The 16,378-nt window shown below is 66.2% G+C and carries 16 protein-coding genes; 9 read left to right on the plus strand and 7 right to left on the minus strand.

Annotation, left to right across the window (positions count from 1 at the left end):
• Window positions 1-12: 12 nt before the first annotated feature.
• The 5 genes from ACXAJT_RS22240 to ACXAJT_RS22260 are packed head-to-tail and all read left to right on the plus strand — an operon-like array spanning window position 13 to window position 4,173.
• A complete protein-coding gene (locus tag ACXAJT_RS22240; RefSeq protein ID WP_475239228.1) occupies window positions 13-987 on the plus strand; it encodes an ABC transporter permease in 975 nt (324 codons plus the stop codon).
• Window positions 987-1,925, plus strand: a complete 939-nt coding sequence (locus tag ACXAJT_RS22245; protein WP_475239231.1) for an ABC transporter permease — start codon at window positions 987-989, stop codon at window positions 1,923-1,925. Before ACXAJT_RS22240 ends, ACXAJT_RS22245 begins: the two co-directional genes overlap by 1 nt.
• Window positions 1,922-2,887, plus strand: coding sequence for an ABC transporter ATP-binding protein (locus tag ACXAJT_RS22250; protein WP_475239233.1), 966 nt, complete (start codon window positions 1,922-1,924; stop codon window positions 2,885-2,887). The genes ACXAJT_RS22245 and ACXAJT_RS22250 overlap by 4 nt, the downstream gene beginning before the upstream one ends.
• A complete protein-coding gene (locus tag ACXAJT_RS22255) occupies window positions 2,884-3,906 on the plus strand; it encodes an ABC transporter ATP-binding protein (protein ID WP_475239235.1) in 1,023 nt (340 codons plus the stop codon). The genes ACXAJT_RS22250 and ACXAJT_RS22255 overlap by 4 nt, the downstream gene beginning before the upstream one ends.
• Before the next feature lie 30 nt (window positions 3,907-3,936).
• Window positions 3,937-4,173 (plus strand): hypothetical protein, encoded by a 237-nt coding sequence (locus ACXAJT_RS22260; protein WP_475239342.1) that lies wholly within the window; start codon window positions 3,937-3,939, stop codon window positions 4,171-4,173.
• Window positions 4,174-4,198: 25 nt separating this feature from the next.
• Here ACXAJT_RS22260 and ACXAJT_RS22265 read toward each other — a convergent pair whose 3' ends face one another.
• Window positions 4,199-5,092, minus strand: a complete 894-nt coding sequence (locus tag ACXAJT_RS22265) for a LysR substrate-binding domain-containing protein (RefSeq protein ID WP_475239237.1) — start codon at window positions 5,090-5,092, stop codon at window positions 4,199-4,201.
• A gap of 118 nt (window positions 5,093-5,210) precedes the next feature.
• Between ACXAJT_RS22265 and ACXAJT_RS22270 the strand changes: the two genes are divergently transcribed.
• From ACXAJT_RS22270 to ACXAJT_RS22285, 4 genes are read left to right on the plus strand one after another with little or no spacing between them, the layout of a single operon-like run.
• The gene (locus ACXAJT_RS22270) at window positions 5,211-5,492 is read left to right on the plus strand and encodes a (2Fe-2S)-binding protein (RefSeq protein ID WP_475239239.1); all 282 of its coding nucleotides are present in this window, start codon (window positions 5,211-5,213) and stop codon (window positions 5,490-5,492) included.
• Window positions 5,489-6,868 (plus strand): FAD-dependent oxidoreductase, encoded by a 1,380-nt coding sequence (locus ACXAJT_RS22275; RefSeq protein WP_475239242.1) that lies wholly within the window; start codon window positions 5,489-5,491, stop codon window positions 6,866-6,868. Before ACXAJT_RS22270 ends, ACXAJT_RS22275 begins: the two co-directional genes overlap by 4 nt.
• Window positions 6,865-8,016, plus strand: coding sequence for an NAD(P)/FAD-dependent oxidoreductase (locus tag ACXAJT_RS22280; RefSeq protein WP_475239245.1), 1,152 nt, complete (start codon window positions 6,865-6,867; stop codon window positions 8,014-8,016). The genes ACXAJT_RS22275 and ACXAJT_RS22280 overlap by 4 nt, the downstream gene beginning before the upstream one ends.
• Window positions 8,013-8,357 carry a RidA family protein gene (locus ACXAJT_RS22285; RefSeq protein ID WP_475239247.1) on the plus strand — a complete coding sequence of 115 codons (345 nt, stop codon included), beginning with the start codon at window positions 8,013-8,015 and terminating at the stop codon, window positions 8,355-8,357. Before ACXAJT_RS22280 ends, ACXAJT_RS22285 begins: the two co-directional genes overlap by 4 nt.
• A 164-nt stretch (window positions 8,358-8,521) precedes the next feature.
• Here the strand turns inward: ACXAJT_RS22285 and ACXAJT_RS22290 are convergent, their stop codons facing one another.
• From ACXAJT_RS22290 to ACXAJT_RS22315, 6 genes are all read right to left on the minus strand, one after another.
• Window positions 8,522-10,255 carry a hydantoinase B/oxoprolinase family protein gene (locus tag ACXAJT_RS22290; protein WP_475239249.1) on the minus strand — a complete coding sequence of 578 codons (1,734 nt, stop codon included), beginning with the start codon at window positions 10,253-10,255 and terminating at the stop codon, window positions 8,522-8,524.
• 3 nt (window positions 10,256-10,258) lie between these two features.
• Entirely contained in the window at window positions 10,259-12,283 is a 2,025-nt protein-coding gene (locus ACXAJT_RS22295) for a hydantoinase/oxoprolinase family protein (RefSeq protein WP_475239252.1), read from the minus strand.
• Window positions 12,284-12,310: 27 nt separating this feature from the next.
• Window positions 12,311-13,600, minus strand: a complete 1,290-nt coding sequence (locus ACXAJT_RS22300) for a TRAP transporter large permease (RefSeq protein ID WP_475239255.1) — start codon at window positions 13,598-13,600, stop codon at window positions 12,311-12,313.
• The gene (locus ACXAJT_RS22305; protein WP_475239257.1) at window positions 13,597-14,094 is read right to left on the minus strand and encodes a TRAP transporter small permease; all 498 of its coding nucleotides are present in this window, start codon (window positions 14,092-14,094) and stop codon (window positions 13,597-13,599) included. The genes ACXAJT_RS22300 and ACXAJT_RS22305 overlap by 4 nt, the downstream gene beginning before the upstream one ends.
• Before the next feature lie 70 nt (window positions 14,095-14,164).
• Window positions 14,165-15,160 carry a TRAP transporter substrate-binding protein gene (locus tag ACXAJT_RS22310; protein ID WP_475239259.1) on the minus strand — a complete coding sequence of 332 codons (996 nt, stop codon included), beginning with the start codon at window positions 15,158-15,160 and terminating at the stop codon, window positions 14,165-14,167.
• A 28-nt stretch (window positions 15,161-15,188) separates the two neighbouring features.
• Window positions 15,189-16,301 carry an NAD(P)/FAD-dependent oxidoreductase gene (locus tag ACXAJT_RS22315; protein ID WP_475239261.1) on the minus strand — a complete coding sequence of 371 codons (1,113 nt, stop codon included), beginning with the start codon at window positions 16,299-16,301 and terminating at the stop codon, window positions 15,189-15,191.
• Between the last annotated feature and the right edge of the window lie 77 nt (window positions 16,302-16,378).

Raw genomic sequence — 16,378 nt, forward strand, 5'->3', positions numbered from 1 at the left:
CAAGAGGCCCACATGCTAGGATATCTCGTCAGGCGCCTTGCGCAGGCCGTGGTCGTGGTGTTTGCCATGTCGATCATCGTCTTCGTCGGCGTCTATGCCATCGGCAACCCGATCGACGTGCTGATCGACCCCGGCGCCACGCAGGAGATCCGCGCCAAGCTGATCGCCCAATACGGGCTCGACCAGCCGCTGTGGCGCCAGTATTTCACCTTTCTCGCCAATGTCGCCCAAGGCGATCTGGGCACCTCGATGGTCTACAACATTCCGGTCATCGACCTTGTCTTCTCGCGCCTGCCCGCGACGCTGGAGTTGGTCTTCGTCTCGGTCTGTATCGCGACGTTCATCGGCATCCCGGCCGGCCTCTATGCAGGCTACAAGCCGGGCAGCCTTGCCGCCCGAGCGATCATGGCGCTGTCGGTGCTGGGCTTTTCCGTGCCCACCTTCTGGATCGGCATGCTGCTGATCATGGCGTTCGCGGTGAACCTCGGCTGGCTGCCGTCGGGCGGACGCGGTGGCGTGGGCAGCCTCTTCGGCATTCCCACCTCGCTGGCCACCGCCGACGGCTGGACGCATGTGGTCATGCCCGCGCTGAACCTGTCGCTGTTCAAGATGGGACTGCTGATCCGCCTCACCCGCGCCGGCATGGTCGAGGCCATGCAGACCGACTACGTGAAGTTCGCCCGCGCGCAGGGCCTGCCCGACCGGCAGATCGTCTTCAGCCACGTGCTGCGCAACATCTCGATCCCGATCGTCACTGTCTTCGGGCTGGAACTGGGCTCGACCCTCGCCTTTGCCGTGGTTACCGAGAGCGTCTTCACATGGCCCGGCGTCGGTAAGCTGATCATCGACTCGATCCTGCAACTCGACCGTCCGGTGATGGTCACCTACCTCGTACTCGTGGTGATCCTCTTCGTGCTGATCAATCTCGTGGTCGATCTGGTCTACGCCCGCCTTGATCCGCGCGTACGTCTGAAGGGGAACGCCTGATGTCCGACACCGCCCCCCTCGCCCAGCCCTCGCTGCCGCTGCCCGCAAGCCCCGGGGCCGAAACCCGCGCCCAGCGCCTGCGCAACTTCTGGGCCGACTACCGGCGTTCGCCGGTCGCCGTGGCCTCTCTCGGCGTAATCATCGCGCTGATTTTCGTGTCCTTCGGCGCGCCGCTGGTGTCGCCGCAGGACCCCTACGACATGGCCGCGCTCGACTGGATGGACGCTTTCCTGCGCCCGGGTGAGACTGGTTCGGGCGGCTACAGCCACCTTCTGGGCACCGACAACGCCGGGCGCGACATGCTCTCGGCGATCTTCTACGGGCTGCGCACCAGCTTCGTGATCGGCCTCTCGGCGGGCGCGTTGGCGCTGCTGGTCGGCATTTGTGTCGGCCTCACCGCCGCCTATTTTGGCGGCAGGATCGAGAGCCTGCTGATGCGCATCGTCGATCTGCAATTGTCGATGCCCGCGATCCTGCTGGCGCTGGTGCTGGTGGCCATGCTGGGACAGGGCGTCGGGCAGATCATCCTCGCGCTGGTGGTGGCGCAATACGCCTATTTCGCTCGCACCACCCACGGCGCTGCCACCGTCGAGCGCAGCAAAGACTATATCGAAGCCGCCCGCTCGACGCCACTGCCGACCTGCCGTGTGCTGTTCCGCCACCTGCTGCCGAATGTGCTGCCGCCGCTGATCGTGGTGGCCACGGTGCAGGTCGCCAGCGCCATTGCGCTGGAGGCGACACTATCCTTCCTCGGCGTCGGCCTGCCGCTGACCGAGCCCTCGCTGGGCTCGCTGATCTCGAACGGCTTCAAGTACATCCATTCGGACCGCTATTGGCTGTCCATCTATCCGGGGATTTTCCTGATGATCACCGTGGTTGCCATCAACCTCGTCGGAGACCAGGTGCGCAGCGTGCTCGACCCGCGAGGCCAGCGATGAGTGCCGCGCTGGACGTGCGCGGGCTGACCACCCGCTTCGACACCCGCAAGGGCCCGGTCACCGCCGTCAACGACGTCAGCTTCTCGGTCGCGCCGGGCCGCATCATGGGGCTGGTCGGCGAAAGCGGCTCGGGCAAGAGCGTGACCGGCTTTTCCGTGCTCGGGCTGGTTGACGCGCCGGGCGAGATCACCGGCGGAGAGGTCTTTGTCGAGGGGCAGGACCTGCGCGCCCTGCCGCCCAACGCGCTGCGCCGGATGCGCGGCAGCAAGGTCTCGATGGTGTTTCAGGACCCGATGATGACGCTGAACCCGGTGCTGCGCGTTGGCGATCAGATGGCCATGGCCGTCCGCGTGCACGCAAAGATGAGCAAACGCGCGGCATGGGAGCGCGCGCGACAAGCGCTCGAAACGGTGGGCATCCCCGCCCCCGCCGAGCGGCTGCAGGCCTATCCCCACCAACTCTCGGGCGGCATGCGTCAACGCGTCGCCATCGCGATGGCATTGCTGCATCAACCGGCGGTGATCATCGCCGACGAGCCCACGACGGCACTAGATGTGTCGATCCAAGGGCAGATCCTCGCCGAAGTGCGCCGCCTCGCCGACGAGACCGGCACGGCGATCGTCTGGGTGACGCATGATCTGGCCGTGGTCTCTTCGCTCGCCGACGACATCGCGGTCATGTACGCGGGCCGCATCGTCGAAAGTGGCACCGCCGAGCAGGTGATCGAAGCGCCCCGTCACCCCTATACGCGCGGCCTGATCGAAAGCGTGCCGAGCCTGCACGAGCCGGGCCGAAAGCTGCCGCAAATCCCCGGCTCCACCCCGCAACTGTCCAACCTTCCCTCGGGCTGTTCGTTCCGCCCGCGCTGCGCCTTCGCGACCGAGGCCTGTGCCAGCGCCCCGCAGCTGCACGAGGCCGATGGCCGCCGCGTGCTGTGCCATCACCCGCTGGAGGCCCAATGAACGACGCGTTGCTGAAAATCGAAAACGTCTCGAAGCGGTTCAGCCGCAAGCCCGGTCTGCTGGGGCGCGGAATCGAACGGCTGTCGGGTCGCACCTCGGAAAGCACCGTGCACGCGCTTACCGACGTCTCGCTTGAGGTCGCGCGTGGCGAGGTGCTGGGTGTTGTCGGCGAGTCCGGCTGCGGTAAGTCCACACTCGGGCGGATCGTCTCGGGCATCTACGCCCCCACCGATGGCGCGGTCACCCTAGGCGGGCGGCCCGTGGCCAAGGGCGGTGACCGCGACATTGAAAAGCTGACCACCCGCGTACAGATGATCCATCAGGATCCTTTTGCCAGCCTGAACCCGCGCATGAAGGTGGGCGAGACCATCTCGGAGGGACCGCGCGTGCATGGCATTGTCGCGCCTGCGCATCTGCGCGCCCGTGTTTCCGAATTGCTCGAACAGGTGGGACTGGAGGGCGCCTACGCCGGGCGCCTGCCGCATCAGTTCTCGGGTGGGCAACGCCAGCGTATCGCCATCGCCCGCGCACTGGCGATGCAACCCGAGCTTCTGGTGCTGGACGAGGCGGTGGCCTCGCTCGACGTCTCTATTCAGGCGCAGGTGCTGAACCTGTTTCTCGATCTCCGGCGCGAGCTTGACCTGACCGCGTTGTTCATCAGCCACGACCTTTCGGTGGTCCGCCATGTCTGCGACCGGGTGGCGATCATGTATCTGGGCCGCGTCGTGGAACTGACCAGCGCGGCACGTCTCTACGCGCAGCCGCTACACCCCTACACCAAGGCGCTCTTTGCCTCGGTCCCGACGCTGGGCACCGGCCGCGCGTCCTTCCATCCGATCAAGGGCGAGATCCCCTCGCCGCTTGATCCGCCGAAGGGCTGCGCCTTCCATCCCCGCTGTCCGCTTGCCGGACCCCGCTGCAAGACCGAGACCCCGCGCCTGACCGAACCAGAGGCGGCGCATTCGGTGGCCTGCCACCTGCACGCTGGCGGCACTGGCACAAGCGAGGCCGCCGCATGACCCCCCAACCGCGCAGCCCGCGTTGCGCGGCTGAATGATGTGCTGTGCAGCGTCAATGCGCTGCACTGGGACGCACGGGGGATGATGCCGCGCGGCGGCGCCGAAAGCCGCGGCCAACAGATCGCCACGCTGATGGGCATCGCTCGCGAGATGCTGCTCGATCCGCGGATGGACGACGGCGCGCCGCAAGAGCCGTGCAGACCTGTTGGCCGCGCTCGGGCAGTAAACCTCGGACCCCGGCGCCTGTATGGCCTACCTGCCGGATAGGTTCGGCTGACGGTCACTGCGCGCCTCAACCGGTGTAGCGCCCGACCTGCGCGTCAAAAACCTCGAGCAGCGCCTCAAGGTCCGGCCCCAGCGACATGCCGCGTGGCCGGATGATCGCCAAGCGGAACAGTGCGTCGGTGTCGAAGGGCCGCGCCAAGCCGCCCTGCGCCTCATGCGCCTTCGCGGTAAAGGGATCGACCAGCGAGACACCCAGCCCGCGCAGCACCAGCGCCGATACCAGCGTCGACAGATGCGATTCCACGATGACCTCCGGCGCCGCGACCATCTTGCCGAACTCGCGCTGCAGGAAGGACCCCGTGGCGGTGTTGGCGCTGTAGCCAACCACCGACTGCCCGGCGAAATCCTCGAGCCGCAAAAGCTCCTTTTCGCCAAGCGGGTGGCCCGGCGGCAGGATGCAGACATATTCCAGCTCAACCGTGCGGATCAGATCAATGTCATGCTCGTGCCGGGTCGGGGAGGTAAAGCCCAGCTGGCTCTGCCGCGAGGCGACTTGCCGCACCACGTTGTGGGTCTGCATCGACTGCAGCGACACGCGGAACTGCGGGCGCTTCACCAGCAGATCAACCAGAGTATCGGGCAGCAATGAATGCGCCAGCGCGGGCATCGCCGCCACCGTAACCGTGCTGCGGCGGCCCAATCGGATCTCGGTGGCGGTCTTTTCGATCGTCGCGAGGCCGACAAAGGATCGCTCGACTTCGACCGCCAGTTCCCGCGCCTCGGGCGTCGGAACGATCTTTCCGCCGAAGCGGGTGAAGAGTTGCAGCCCGGTCCGCTCTTCGAGATCGCGGATCAGCCGGCTCACCGCGGGTTGCGAGACGTTCATGATCTCGGCAGCACCCGACACGCTGCCGCTTTCGAGAACGGTTTTGAAGGCTTCGAGCGCGCGTTGAGACAGCATGGCATAACATTTCCGGATGAAGGTCGCTGTATTTGTTATTTGATTTATAACGTCGAATGCAAGGAAACTGGCGCTCGAAACAGATATTTCTGCCACCGAAAGAGCCCCGTAACCGCTTATGTACATGCGAACCGAGCCGGTCAGGACACCGATCACATTTACCTTCGAGGGCCGATCGATCAGCGCTGACGCTGGTGAGAGCCTCGCCGCCGCCCTGCTGGCCGAGAACGTGGGATCCTTCCGCGATACCCCCGTGAGCGGCGCGCCCCGGGCGCCGTTTTGCATGATGGGCACCTGCTTTGACTGTCTGGTGACGGTCGACGGCGTGCCCAACCGGCAGGCCTGCATGACCGAGGTGCGCGACGGCATGGTGGTGTCCCGCCAGAAGGGGGCTGCATGACCCGTCAGAACCTTTGCATCATCGGTGCCGGCCCGGCCGGCATGGACGCGGCGGTTGCGGCGCGGCAGGCCGGGCTTTCGGTCACCGTGCTCGACGAGGCCCCACGCCCCGGCGGGCAGATCTATCGCGATATCACCCGTGCGGACGACGCCCGGCTGAAAGTCCTCGGCCCAGACTATGCCGCAGGCCGCGCCCTGGCCAACGTGTTCGCCGCCAGCGGCAGCACGTATCTTTCGAGCGCCACCGTCTGGCATGTGGAGCAGGACGCGGCGGGCTACGCGCTGTCCTACTCGCAGAACGGCGCTTCGCAGGTGCTGCGCGCGGATGCGCTGATCGTCGCCACGGGTGCCGTCGAACGGCCCATGCCCCTGCCCGGCTGGACGCTGCCCGGCGTCACCACCACCGGCGCGCTGCAGATCCTGCTGAAGACCGCGGGCACCATCGCCGAGGACGTGGTGCTGATCGGCTGCGGCCCGCTACAGTTGCTGCTCGCCGCGCAGATGGTCGCCGCGGGCAAGCCGCCGCGCGCCATACTCGAGACAGTGCCGAGGTCAAACTACCTGCGCGCGCTCGCTCAGCTTCCCGGCGCCTTGCGCGGCGTGGGCTATCTCACCAAGGGCATGGCTCTGCTGCGCAAGGTGCGCGCCGCGGGCGTGCCGATCCACACCGACGTGCAGGACATCTCGCTGGAGGGCACAGACCAGCTTGAGGCGGTCAGCTTCACGACCGGAGGGCGCAAACAGCGCATCGAGACCACAACTGCCGGGCTGCACCACGGTGTGATCCCAAACCAACAAATCACCCGGCTGATGCGCTGCAAGCACGTCTGGAATACCGCGCAGCACGCCTTTCAGCCTGTCACCGACAGCTATGGCGAAACCTCGCTGCCCGGTCTTTACGTGGCGGGCGATGGCGCGAGCATCCGAGGCGCCCGCTCGGCCGCCCTGGCGGGCCGGATCGCCGCGCTGCGCGTCGCCGAGAAAGCCGGGCATCCGGCGTCTCCGGACCTGCCAAGGTTGCGGAAGGAACTGGCGAAGGATGCCGCCGTGCGGCCCTTCCTCGAGACGCTCTATGCCCCCTCCGCGCAGGCGTTCGCGCCGCGCGATGACACGCTGATCTGCCGTTGCGAAGAGGTGACCGCCGGACAAATTCGCGCCGCGGCGAAGGCCAATGCGCCCGGTCCGAACCAAGTGAAATCCTTCCTGCGCACCGGCATGGGCCCCTGTCAGGGGCGCGTGTGCGGACTGGCGGTGACCGGGCTTATTGCCGAAGCCTCGGGGCGCAGCCCCGACGAGACCGGCTATTTCCGCATCCGCCCCCCCCTGAAACCGCTGTCCCTGTCAGAACTCGCCGCTTTCGAGCCCGACACGGAATGACGTCGGGCGCGGCATCCGATCTGCTGGTGATTGGCGGCGGGCTGCACGGCTGCGCCGCCGCCATGTTCGCGGCCGAGCGCGGCCTGCGCGTGACCCTTCTGGAGAAGGACAGCGTGGGCCGTCATGCCTCGAGCGCGAATGCAGGTGGGGTGCGACGCCTCTGGCGCGATCTGGCTGAAGTGCCGCTGGCCAACCTGTCGATGCAGATGTGGCACCGGATGCCCGAGATTGTCGGCGACGACTGCGGTTTCCAGCCGGTGCCGCAGGTCAAAGTCGCCGAAGGCGACGCCGACATGGAGTTTCTCGCCGCCCGGGTTCAGCGGATGCGCGCTGCGGGCCATACGCATGAACGGCTGGTCGACCGCGCGGAATTGCGCGCGTTGCTGCCTGCGGTGTCCGCGCATTGCACCGGCGGACTGATCTCGGATGACGGGTTCGCCATGCCTGCCCAGACCACCGCCGCCTTTGCCCGCCGCGCCCGTACGCTTGGCGTGACCATCCGGGAGGGCGCGGCGGCAAAGACGATCACCCACAGCCGCGGCCTCTGGCGCGTCGAGACACAATCCGGCTGCCACACCGGCGCCAAGCTGCTCAACTGCGGCGGCGCATGGGGCGGAGGGATCGCCGCGCAGCTCGGCGAGACGGCCCCGGTCGAAGCCATCGCGCCGCTGATGATCGTCACCCAGCGCATGCGCGGCTTTTGCGATGCGGTCGTCGGCGTGGCGCGGCGGCAGCTCTCGTTCAAGCAGATGGCCAACGGCACCGTGGTGATCGGTGGCGCCCGGCTGGGTCGCGTCGACCCCGCCCGCAACCGTACCGACATCGACTTTCGCGAGTTGCGCCTCACGGCGCGCACCGCGCAGGAGATTTTCCCGATCATGCGCGGTGCCGTGGTGCAGCGCGCGTGGTCGGGCATCGAGGGGCGCACGCCCGACCGGCTGCCGATCATCGGGCGGTCGTCACGGCGCGAGAGTGCCTTTCACGCTTTTGGCTTTTCAGCGCACGGCTTCCAGCTTGGCCCGGCAACCGGCGCGCTGATGGCAGACCTGATCGAGACAGGGCGGCGCGCCCCCGAGCTTGCCGCCTTCGATATCACCCGTTTTTCGGCCCCGGCCGAGACAAACCCAAAACCAAGGAGACTTGCATGATCACCCGTCACATTCAGGGTAAAATCCACCACCGCATCGTCGAGCACGGCGATACCATCTACATCGGCGGCCTCGTGGCCAGCGACAAAAGCAAGGACATGAAGGGCCAAGCCGAAGAGATCTTCGGCAAGCTCGAAGACCTGCTCGCACAGGCTGGCAGCTCGAAGGACAAGCTGCTGTCGGTGACCATCCATTCCGCTGCCTTCGATCAGAAAGACGCCTTCAACGCGGCATGGACCGAATGGCTGTCGCCCGAGAGCTTCCCGGTGCGCGCCTACATCGGCGGCGCCGAGCTGTCGAAGGGCACTCTGGTGGAGATCACCACCATCGCGGCGAAGTAAGCGCCGCACCAAAGTTACCTCCCTGAACTGCCCCCCGCCCTGCGGGGGGCCTTTTTTGTGCTCACGCCCGCGCCCGCTGAGGTGTGGACGACGCTTGGCACGGCACAAAAAGACGCCCTCCGCCGCAGCGGAGAGCGCCATACTGTCCCTCGGGGCAGGCTGCCTCAGACGCGGCCCAGAGCCATTTCGAGCATCTCCTTGCCGTAAAGCTCTTCGGCTTTTTCGGGGCTCATCCGCCCGTCACGCAGGTCGCGGCCAAGCTCCGCCGGGTCCCGTTCGGCCGGAGTGCCATAGCCGCCGCCGCCGGGCGTCTCGAGCCGCACGCTTTCGCCCGTCCCAAGGCTGAGACCGGCGATCATCGGGCTCAGTTCCTCGGCGTGGTTGCTGCCGGGGTTTTTCACCAGATGCGCCTCGCGCCCGACGCTGCCGCCCTTGGCCCCCGGAGCGCCCTCGCGGTGGCCATCGGAGCGCGCGGTGAAGATCACCCCACCATTCGGCGCCGAGATTTGCCGCGCGATGCCCATGCCCCCGCGATAGCGGCCTGCGCCCGAGCTGTCCTCGACCAGAGCGTATTCATCGACCAGCAGATCATACTCGATCTCCAGCGGCTCGATCGGCAGGTTCGAGGAGTTGGTGACATGCACGTGCACCCCGTCCATGCCGTTGCCGAGCGCCCGCGCGCCTGCGCCGCCGCCGATGGATTCAAGATAGACATAGCCCTCGTCGCGGCCCCGGCGCTTGCCGGCAAAGACCATGACCGGAACGATGTCCTGCCCCGCCGCCTGTCCGCGATCTTCGGGCAGTAGCTGCGAGAAGGCCCCGATGAGGGCGCGCACCACCTTGTTGCAGGTGATCGAGCGGGCGCCGGTGGCCGCGGGCTGGCGCGGGTTGAGCAGGCTGCCCTCGGGAGCCGAGATCTCGACGCCGTCGAACATGCCCGAGTTGGGCAGCAGGTAGGGATCGAGCAGAGTCTTCACCACATAGTAGACCGACGCGTTGAGCGCCGAGGCCACCACGTTGAGGCCGCCGCGCGCCTGCGGGCCGGTGCCTTCGAAATCGACGATCAACCGGTCGCCCTTGACGGTGACGTTGGCCTGGATCGGCACTTCGACCGGGCCGATGCCGTCGCTCTCGATCTTGGAGTGGAAGCTGGCGGTGCCATCGGCCATTTCAGAGATGCGGTTGCGCAGGCGCTGCGCGGTATAGGCGAAGAGGTCTTCGACCAGCGCGTCGACCTTGTCGGCCCCCAGCGTGTCGGCCAGCTCGCGCATCAGCCGCGCGCCGCGCTCGTTCGCTGCCGCCTGCACCTTGATGTCGAGCCAGCGTTCCTCGGAAGACCGCGAGTTCAGCGAGATCATCCGCAGCAGGTCTTCGTCAAGCTCCCCCGCGCGGAACAGCTTCATCACCGGCAGGCGCAGGCCCTCTTCGAAGATCGAGGTTGCGCCGCCGTGGATCGAGCCCGGCACCGTGCCGCCGACATCCGAGTGGTGGCCGATGTTGGCGGTGAAATAGCGCAGCCGCCCACCCGCGAACACCGGGGTGATCACCGAGATGTCGGGCGTGTGCGTGCCCCCGGCAACATAGGGATCGTTGCAGATGAAGACGTCACCCTCGACCATTTTCTCGATCGGATAGGCCGCCAGAACGGCGTTCACCGAGCCCATCAGGGAGCCGAGATGCAGCGGGATGTGGCTGGCCTGCGCGATGAGCCGGCCATCCGCCGAGAACAGCGCAACCGAGCAGTCCTTGCGCTCTTTGATGTTGGACGAGAAGGAGGCCCGGATCATCGAGGTGCCGATCTCGTCGGCGACCGCGAGCAGCCGGTTGGTGAAGACCTCCATGGCGATGGGGTCGGAAAGGGCGGGTTTGCCAGTGTCGCTTTTGGGTGCGTCGCTCATGGGTCAGACCTCGATGATCATGGTGCCCGATCCGTCCACGCGCAGCCGCTGGCCGGGCTCCACGATGGTGGTCGAGGACATTTCCTGAATGATGGCCGGGCCCTCGACAAAGGGGCCGACCGGAAGGCGGGCGCGCTCGTAGATGGTGGTCTCATACCAGCCACCCTCGAAATACACCTGCCGCGCGCCGAGCGTCGGATCGCCCTCGGTCGCGGCGTAATCAGCATCCGGCGCGGCTGCCGAAGCGCCCTTCACCGAAAGCCGCAGGTTGACGATCTCTACCGCGCGGTCCTCGATGTCGTAGCCGTATTCCTGCCGGTGCGCGGCGCGGAACCCTTCGAGGAAGGTGTCATAGGCCGCCTCGGCACCTTCCAGCGTGACCTGCACCTCGTGGTTCTGCCCGTCGTAACGTGCGTCGACCACATATTGCATCGAGCGGCGGTCTTCCGGAACGCCCTCGCCTGTGAGCCAGTCCTCGCCGTCCTTCAGCATTTCCTTGAACGCCGCGCCGATGGCGGGCCAGCTTTCCGGCGTGGCGTTGGACACGCCGGTGCGCACGAAATCAAAGCCGACGTCTGACAGCAGAATGCCGCGGGCGCACATGGTGCCGGGTTGTGCCGGAACGATCACCGATTTCATGCCGGTCTCCACCGCCACGGCAGCAGCGTGCAGCGGGCCCGCGCCGCCGTAGGCAAAGAGCGCGAAGTCCTGCAGGCGGTGGCCCTTTTCGGTCGACACGGCGCGGATCGCGCGGCCCATGTTCGCGACGGCGATGCGCAGGATGCCCAGCGCGGCCTCTTCGACGGTCAGACCCAGCGGCTTGGCGATCTGTGTTTCGATGGCATCGCGCGCCGCCTGCTTGTCGACCTGCATGCGGCCCGACAGCAACGTGTCGCTGTCCAGCCGCCCAAGCACGAGGTTGGCGTCCGTGGTGGTCGGCTCGGTGCCGCCCTGCCCGTAGGCCACCGGCCCCGGATAGGCGCCCGCAGACCGCGGACCCACCTTCAGCGCACCGGCATCGTCGAGCCCGGCGATCGAGCCGCCGCCCGCGCCGATCACGTTGATGTCGAGCATCGGGCAGCGCACGGGGTAGTCGGCCACCAGCCGCGAGGTGGTGAAGGCCGGACGTCCGCCTTCGACCAGCGACACGTCGGTAGAGGTGCCGCCAACGTCATAGGTGACGATGTTCGGATAGCCCGAGATGCCCGCGACCTTCGCCGCGCCGACCACGCCAGCCGCGGGACCGGACAGACAGGTGCGCACGGGGAAGCTGCGCACGGTGTCGACCGACATAAGCCCGCCGTTGGAATGGATGGTGCGCGGCGCGTTCTTGATGCCGATGTCGGCAAGGCGCTGCAGGAAGCGTTCCAGATAGCGATCCATGCGCGGGCCGACGTAGGCGTTGATCACCGTTGTCGAGAAGCGCTCGAACTCGCGGAACTCGGGCAACACCTCGGAGGAAATCGAGACATAGGCGTCGGGCAGGACCTCACGCACGATCTCGGCGGCGCGGCGTTCGTGGCGGCCATCGCGGTAGGCGTGCAGGAAGCAGATCGCCACCGCCTCGGCCCCGGCGTCGCGCAGCGTTTCCGCGGCGGTGCGCACCTCGGCCTCATCAAGCTGCTGCAGCACCTCGCCGTCGGCGTTCAGGCGCTCGGTCACTTCCAGTGCCATGTAGCGCTCGACCAGCGGCTCGGGCTTGGTGATCGCGTAGTCGTAGAGATGCGGGCGGGTCTGCCGCCCGATCTCGAGCACATCACGTGCCCCCTTGGTGGTGATCAGCCCGGTGGGCACGCCGCGGCGCTCGATCACCATGTTGGTGGCGACGGTGGTACCATGGCCGACGAATTCGAAGTCTTCGGGCGCGACGCCCAGTTCCTCGACATAATGGCGCAGGCCGGTTTCGATCGCCTCGGAGGGATCATGCGGGGTGGAGGAGGTTTTGAAGTGGATGGCCTTGCCGCTTCCGGTCTCAAGCGCCGTGAAGTCGGTGAAGGTGCCTCCCACATCGAAGCCGATACGGTACATTGGGTTAGGTCCTTTGCAATCTGCGCCTTACTGAGCCGTCGGCATCAGCAGGTCGGGAAGGAAGAGCGTGATCTGCGGCACGAAGGCGACAAGCAGCGCCACCACGACCATCGCGAGATAGAACGGGGCCAGAGATCTCGTGAGTTCGCCCATGCCGACGCGCGCCACCGTCATCACGGTGTAGAGCACGAGGCCGACAGGCGGCGTGATGGTGCCGATCATCATGGTGACAACGACGGTGACGCCGAGGTGCACGGTGTCGATGTCGAAGCTGCTCGCGATGGCCAGCAGCGTCGGCACCAGCAGCACCAGCGCCGCAAGCACCTCCATGAACATACCGACGACCAGCAAGATCACGATGACCAGTGCGATGGCCGCGGCCTTCGACACGAAGAGGTCTTGCATCATGCTCACCAGCTCAATCGGCAGGCGCTGGATCGAGATGATCCACCCGAACACCGCCGAGACCGCGATGATGAACAGCGTCGAGGCAGAGGTGCGCACGGTGCCAAGCAGCGCCTCGACGATCATCGCGCGCTCAAACCCCATGGAGATCGAGCCGATCACCAGAATGTAGAGCACCACGACAACCGACGCCTCGGTCGGGGTGAACACCCCGGCAAGGATGCCGCCGAGCAGGATCACCGGGGCCATCAGCGCCGGAAGCGCGCGCCAGAAGGCATGAACCACTTCCGAGAAGCCGGCACGCGGCAGGCGCGGCCCGTCCTCGCGTCCCGTCTTCACCAGGACAAAGATGATCACCATCAGGGCAAAGCCGGTCAGCAGCCCCGGCAGCGCGCCACCAAGAAACAGCCGCCCAACGGATTCCTCGGCGAGAAAGCCATAGACAACCAGCGTGATCGACGGCGGGATGATCGGCCCCATGGTGGCCGAGGCGGCGGTGACCGCGGCAGAAAAGCGCTTGGAATAGCCCGCCTGCTCCATCGCCTTGATCTCGACCGAGCCAAGGCCACCAGCGTCGGCCACGGCCGAGCCCGACATCCCGGCAAAGAGGATCGAGGCCACCACGTTCACATGCCCCAGACCGCCGGTGATGTGGCGCACCAGCACCCCGGCGAAGGTGAAGATGCGCTCGGTGACCCCCATACCGTTCATCAGGTTGCCGGCCAGCAGGAACATCGGGATCGCCAGTAGCGAGAAACTCTCAATGCCGCCCGAGGCGCGCATGGTCAGCTGGATCTCGGGCAAGCCCGCCATCAGGATGTAGATCGCCGAGGTCACAAGCATCGTGTAGGCGACCGGCAGGCCGAGGATCAGCAGGCCGAAGAAGAGGATCAGAAAGATCGCGGTGGTCATGTATCGGCCTCCACCTTCCGACCGCGCAACTCGCCCCAGATCGCCTCAAGCGCGAAGAGGATCGTCATGGCGGCACCGAGCCCGAAGGGCAGAAGGATCAGCATGAATTTCGAAGTGAGGGGCCCGTTCGGCACGGTGCCGAACTCGAGCCGCGACATCAGCGGCTGCAACTGGCGCACTTGCGTCAGCACATAGGCCAGCACGGCGATCACCAGCACGTGCAGCACCACGCGCAGCACCTTGTGTGCGGCGGGCGGAAGGAGGCTCGACATCACGTCCAGTCCGATGTGGCCACCTTCACGGTAGACGAGAGCCGCCCCGAGAAAGGTCATCCAGATCAGCGAGATCTCTGCGATGTCGTCGGTCATATGCACCGGCGCGTTGAACACATAGCGTGAGACGATCTGGACGCTGAGCGCCCCGATGATCGCCACCGCCAGCGCCGCGCAGAGCCACAGCGTGGCCCGGTGCAGACCGGAAAATAGCTTGGTCATGGCAGGGTCCGGGGAGTTGAGGTCGCGGGCCGCCTTCGGCCCGCGAGGGTACTTCAGGCGTTGCGGAGGATCACTTCATCGCCTGAATCTGGTCCCACCAGCCTTCGGGCAGCAGCCCTTCTTCCTCGAAGGACGGCACCGACTCCGCGACCTTCGCGGCAAACTCGGCGCGGGTGTCAGCGGACATGTCGCAGAAGGTCACGCCTTCGGCCTCCATGGTCGCGCGGTTCGGCGCGGTCTGCTCTTCGACCAGAGAGACGAAATAATCCCCGGCGTCCTCAGCCGCCTGCGTGACGATGGCCTTGTCCTCGTCCGACAGTTGCTGGAACGAGCTTTCGGCGATGTAGACCGAGTTCTGCGGGTACATCATTTCGGCTTCGGTGACATAGGGCAGCACTTCGTAGAACTTGGACGAATAGATCTGCTCACCCGCGCTCTCGGCCATATCGGCAACGCCTTGGCTGAGGCCCATGTAGGTTTCCCCATAAGAGATTGTCACCGGCACGGTGCCCACGGCTTCCCAGCCAGCGATGAACATCGGCAGACCGGGCGCGCGGACGCGCCGGCCAGCAATGTCCTCAGGGCTTTCGACGCAGGCCTCTTTGGTCAGGAAGACGCGCGGCAGGCGGAACCAGTTGGTGGCGAGGATGCGCACGTTGAAATCATCGCGCAGTTCGTCATTGAGCCCCTGCGCCAGATCGCTTTCCATGAATTTCAGGAAGTGCTCTTGGCTCTCGAACACGAACGGAATGTCGACGACGCCGAACTCTTTCACGAGGTTCGAAGCGTTCGAGCCCGACGAGATGTAGCCGTCCTGCGCGCCGGCCGACATCGCTTCGATCTGTGCCGGGCCCGAGCCAAGCTGCGAACCTTCGTAGAAATCGACGGTGACGCGGCCTTCGGTGCGTTCGTTCACCAGTTCGGCAAAGTGCTTGGATGCCTGCGTCACAGGGGCGCCCGGGGGGTTGATGCCGCCGAAGGTCAGGCTGACCTGCGCGCTGGCTGCCGAGGCGCCAACCACACCTGCGGCGGCGAGAGCGAGAAGGGAGAATGCTGTTTTTTTCATGGGGTCGTTCCTGTTGGACTTTCAGTTCTTATGCAAATCGTTGCGCGGTGAAGCTGTTGAATTCAGGCGGTCTTTGCCCGTTCATGATCCACTGCGCCAGCGGCCCGCGATGCGCCGGGGCCAAGGTCACGCCAGAATGGGTCGTGGCCACGAAGATCCCCGGATGCGTAGGAGATTCATCATAGACGGGGTTGCCGTCAGGGGTCAGGACGCGCAGCGCGGCCCAGCTGCGGACCACCCGCAGGTCTTTGATTGCCGGCAGCAGCCGCACCGCCCGGCTTGCGAGCTGGCGGATGCCTGCGCCGGTCGATTGATCCTCGCTGGTCTCTTCTTTGGTATCGCCGATCATGATGGTGCCTTCGGGCGTCTGCCGCAGGCCCGAGGTCAGCGCCGGCAGGATCGGGGCGCTGCGTTCGGTGACAAGGATCTGCCCCTTCTGCGGGCGCACCACGTCGGGAAAGCCGAATGGCCGCGCCAAATCGTTGGTGGCCAGCCCGGCGGCGATCAGCACACGCGGCGCCCGCGCCGTCAGCCCCTCCGCCGTGACCGTGTACCCGCTGCCGGTGCTGTCGATCGCGCTCACCGCCACGTTCGACAGCAGCGTCGCCCCCGCCGCCTGCGCCCCGAGGCTGAGTCCGCGATAGAGCGAAAGCGAGTGGCATGCGCCGTCCAGCGATGAGATCGACGCGCCGCAGACTTCCGGCCCGACGCCGGGCATGATCTCGGCCAGCTCATCGCGGCGGATCATCCGGACGTCGTCCCCCGGCAGATCATGCGCCGCGACGCGGGCAACGGTGTCGGCACGCTGTGCAAACTCCTGCTCGGTCAGGCAAAGGTGCAGCCCGAGACCATGTTCGTAATGGGTATCGACCCCGGCGAGAGTCTTCAGTTCTTCTTCTAGGTCCGGCCATGCCCGCACGGCGGACCGCGTCCACGTGGCATAGTCGCGGCTGCCCGCGCCCTTGCTCTGCGCCCAGACAAGCCCGAAATTGCCGCGACTGGCGCGAAAGCTGGTGTCAGACGCATCGAGGATCAGCACACGCGCGCCGTCTTGCGCCATGCCAAGCCCGGCAGCCGTGCCGACAAGGCCGCCGCCGACCACGATGATGTCCCAATCGCCCAGATTTCTCACGTCTTGCACACCTGTTCCCTCGGAGTTCACCGGGGATTAAGGGTTGCCGCGCGTCATAATACAAATATCAATACCTTCAATTGCGA

It is taken from the genome of Salipiger sp. ABF4_146, assembly GCF_056161345.1.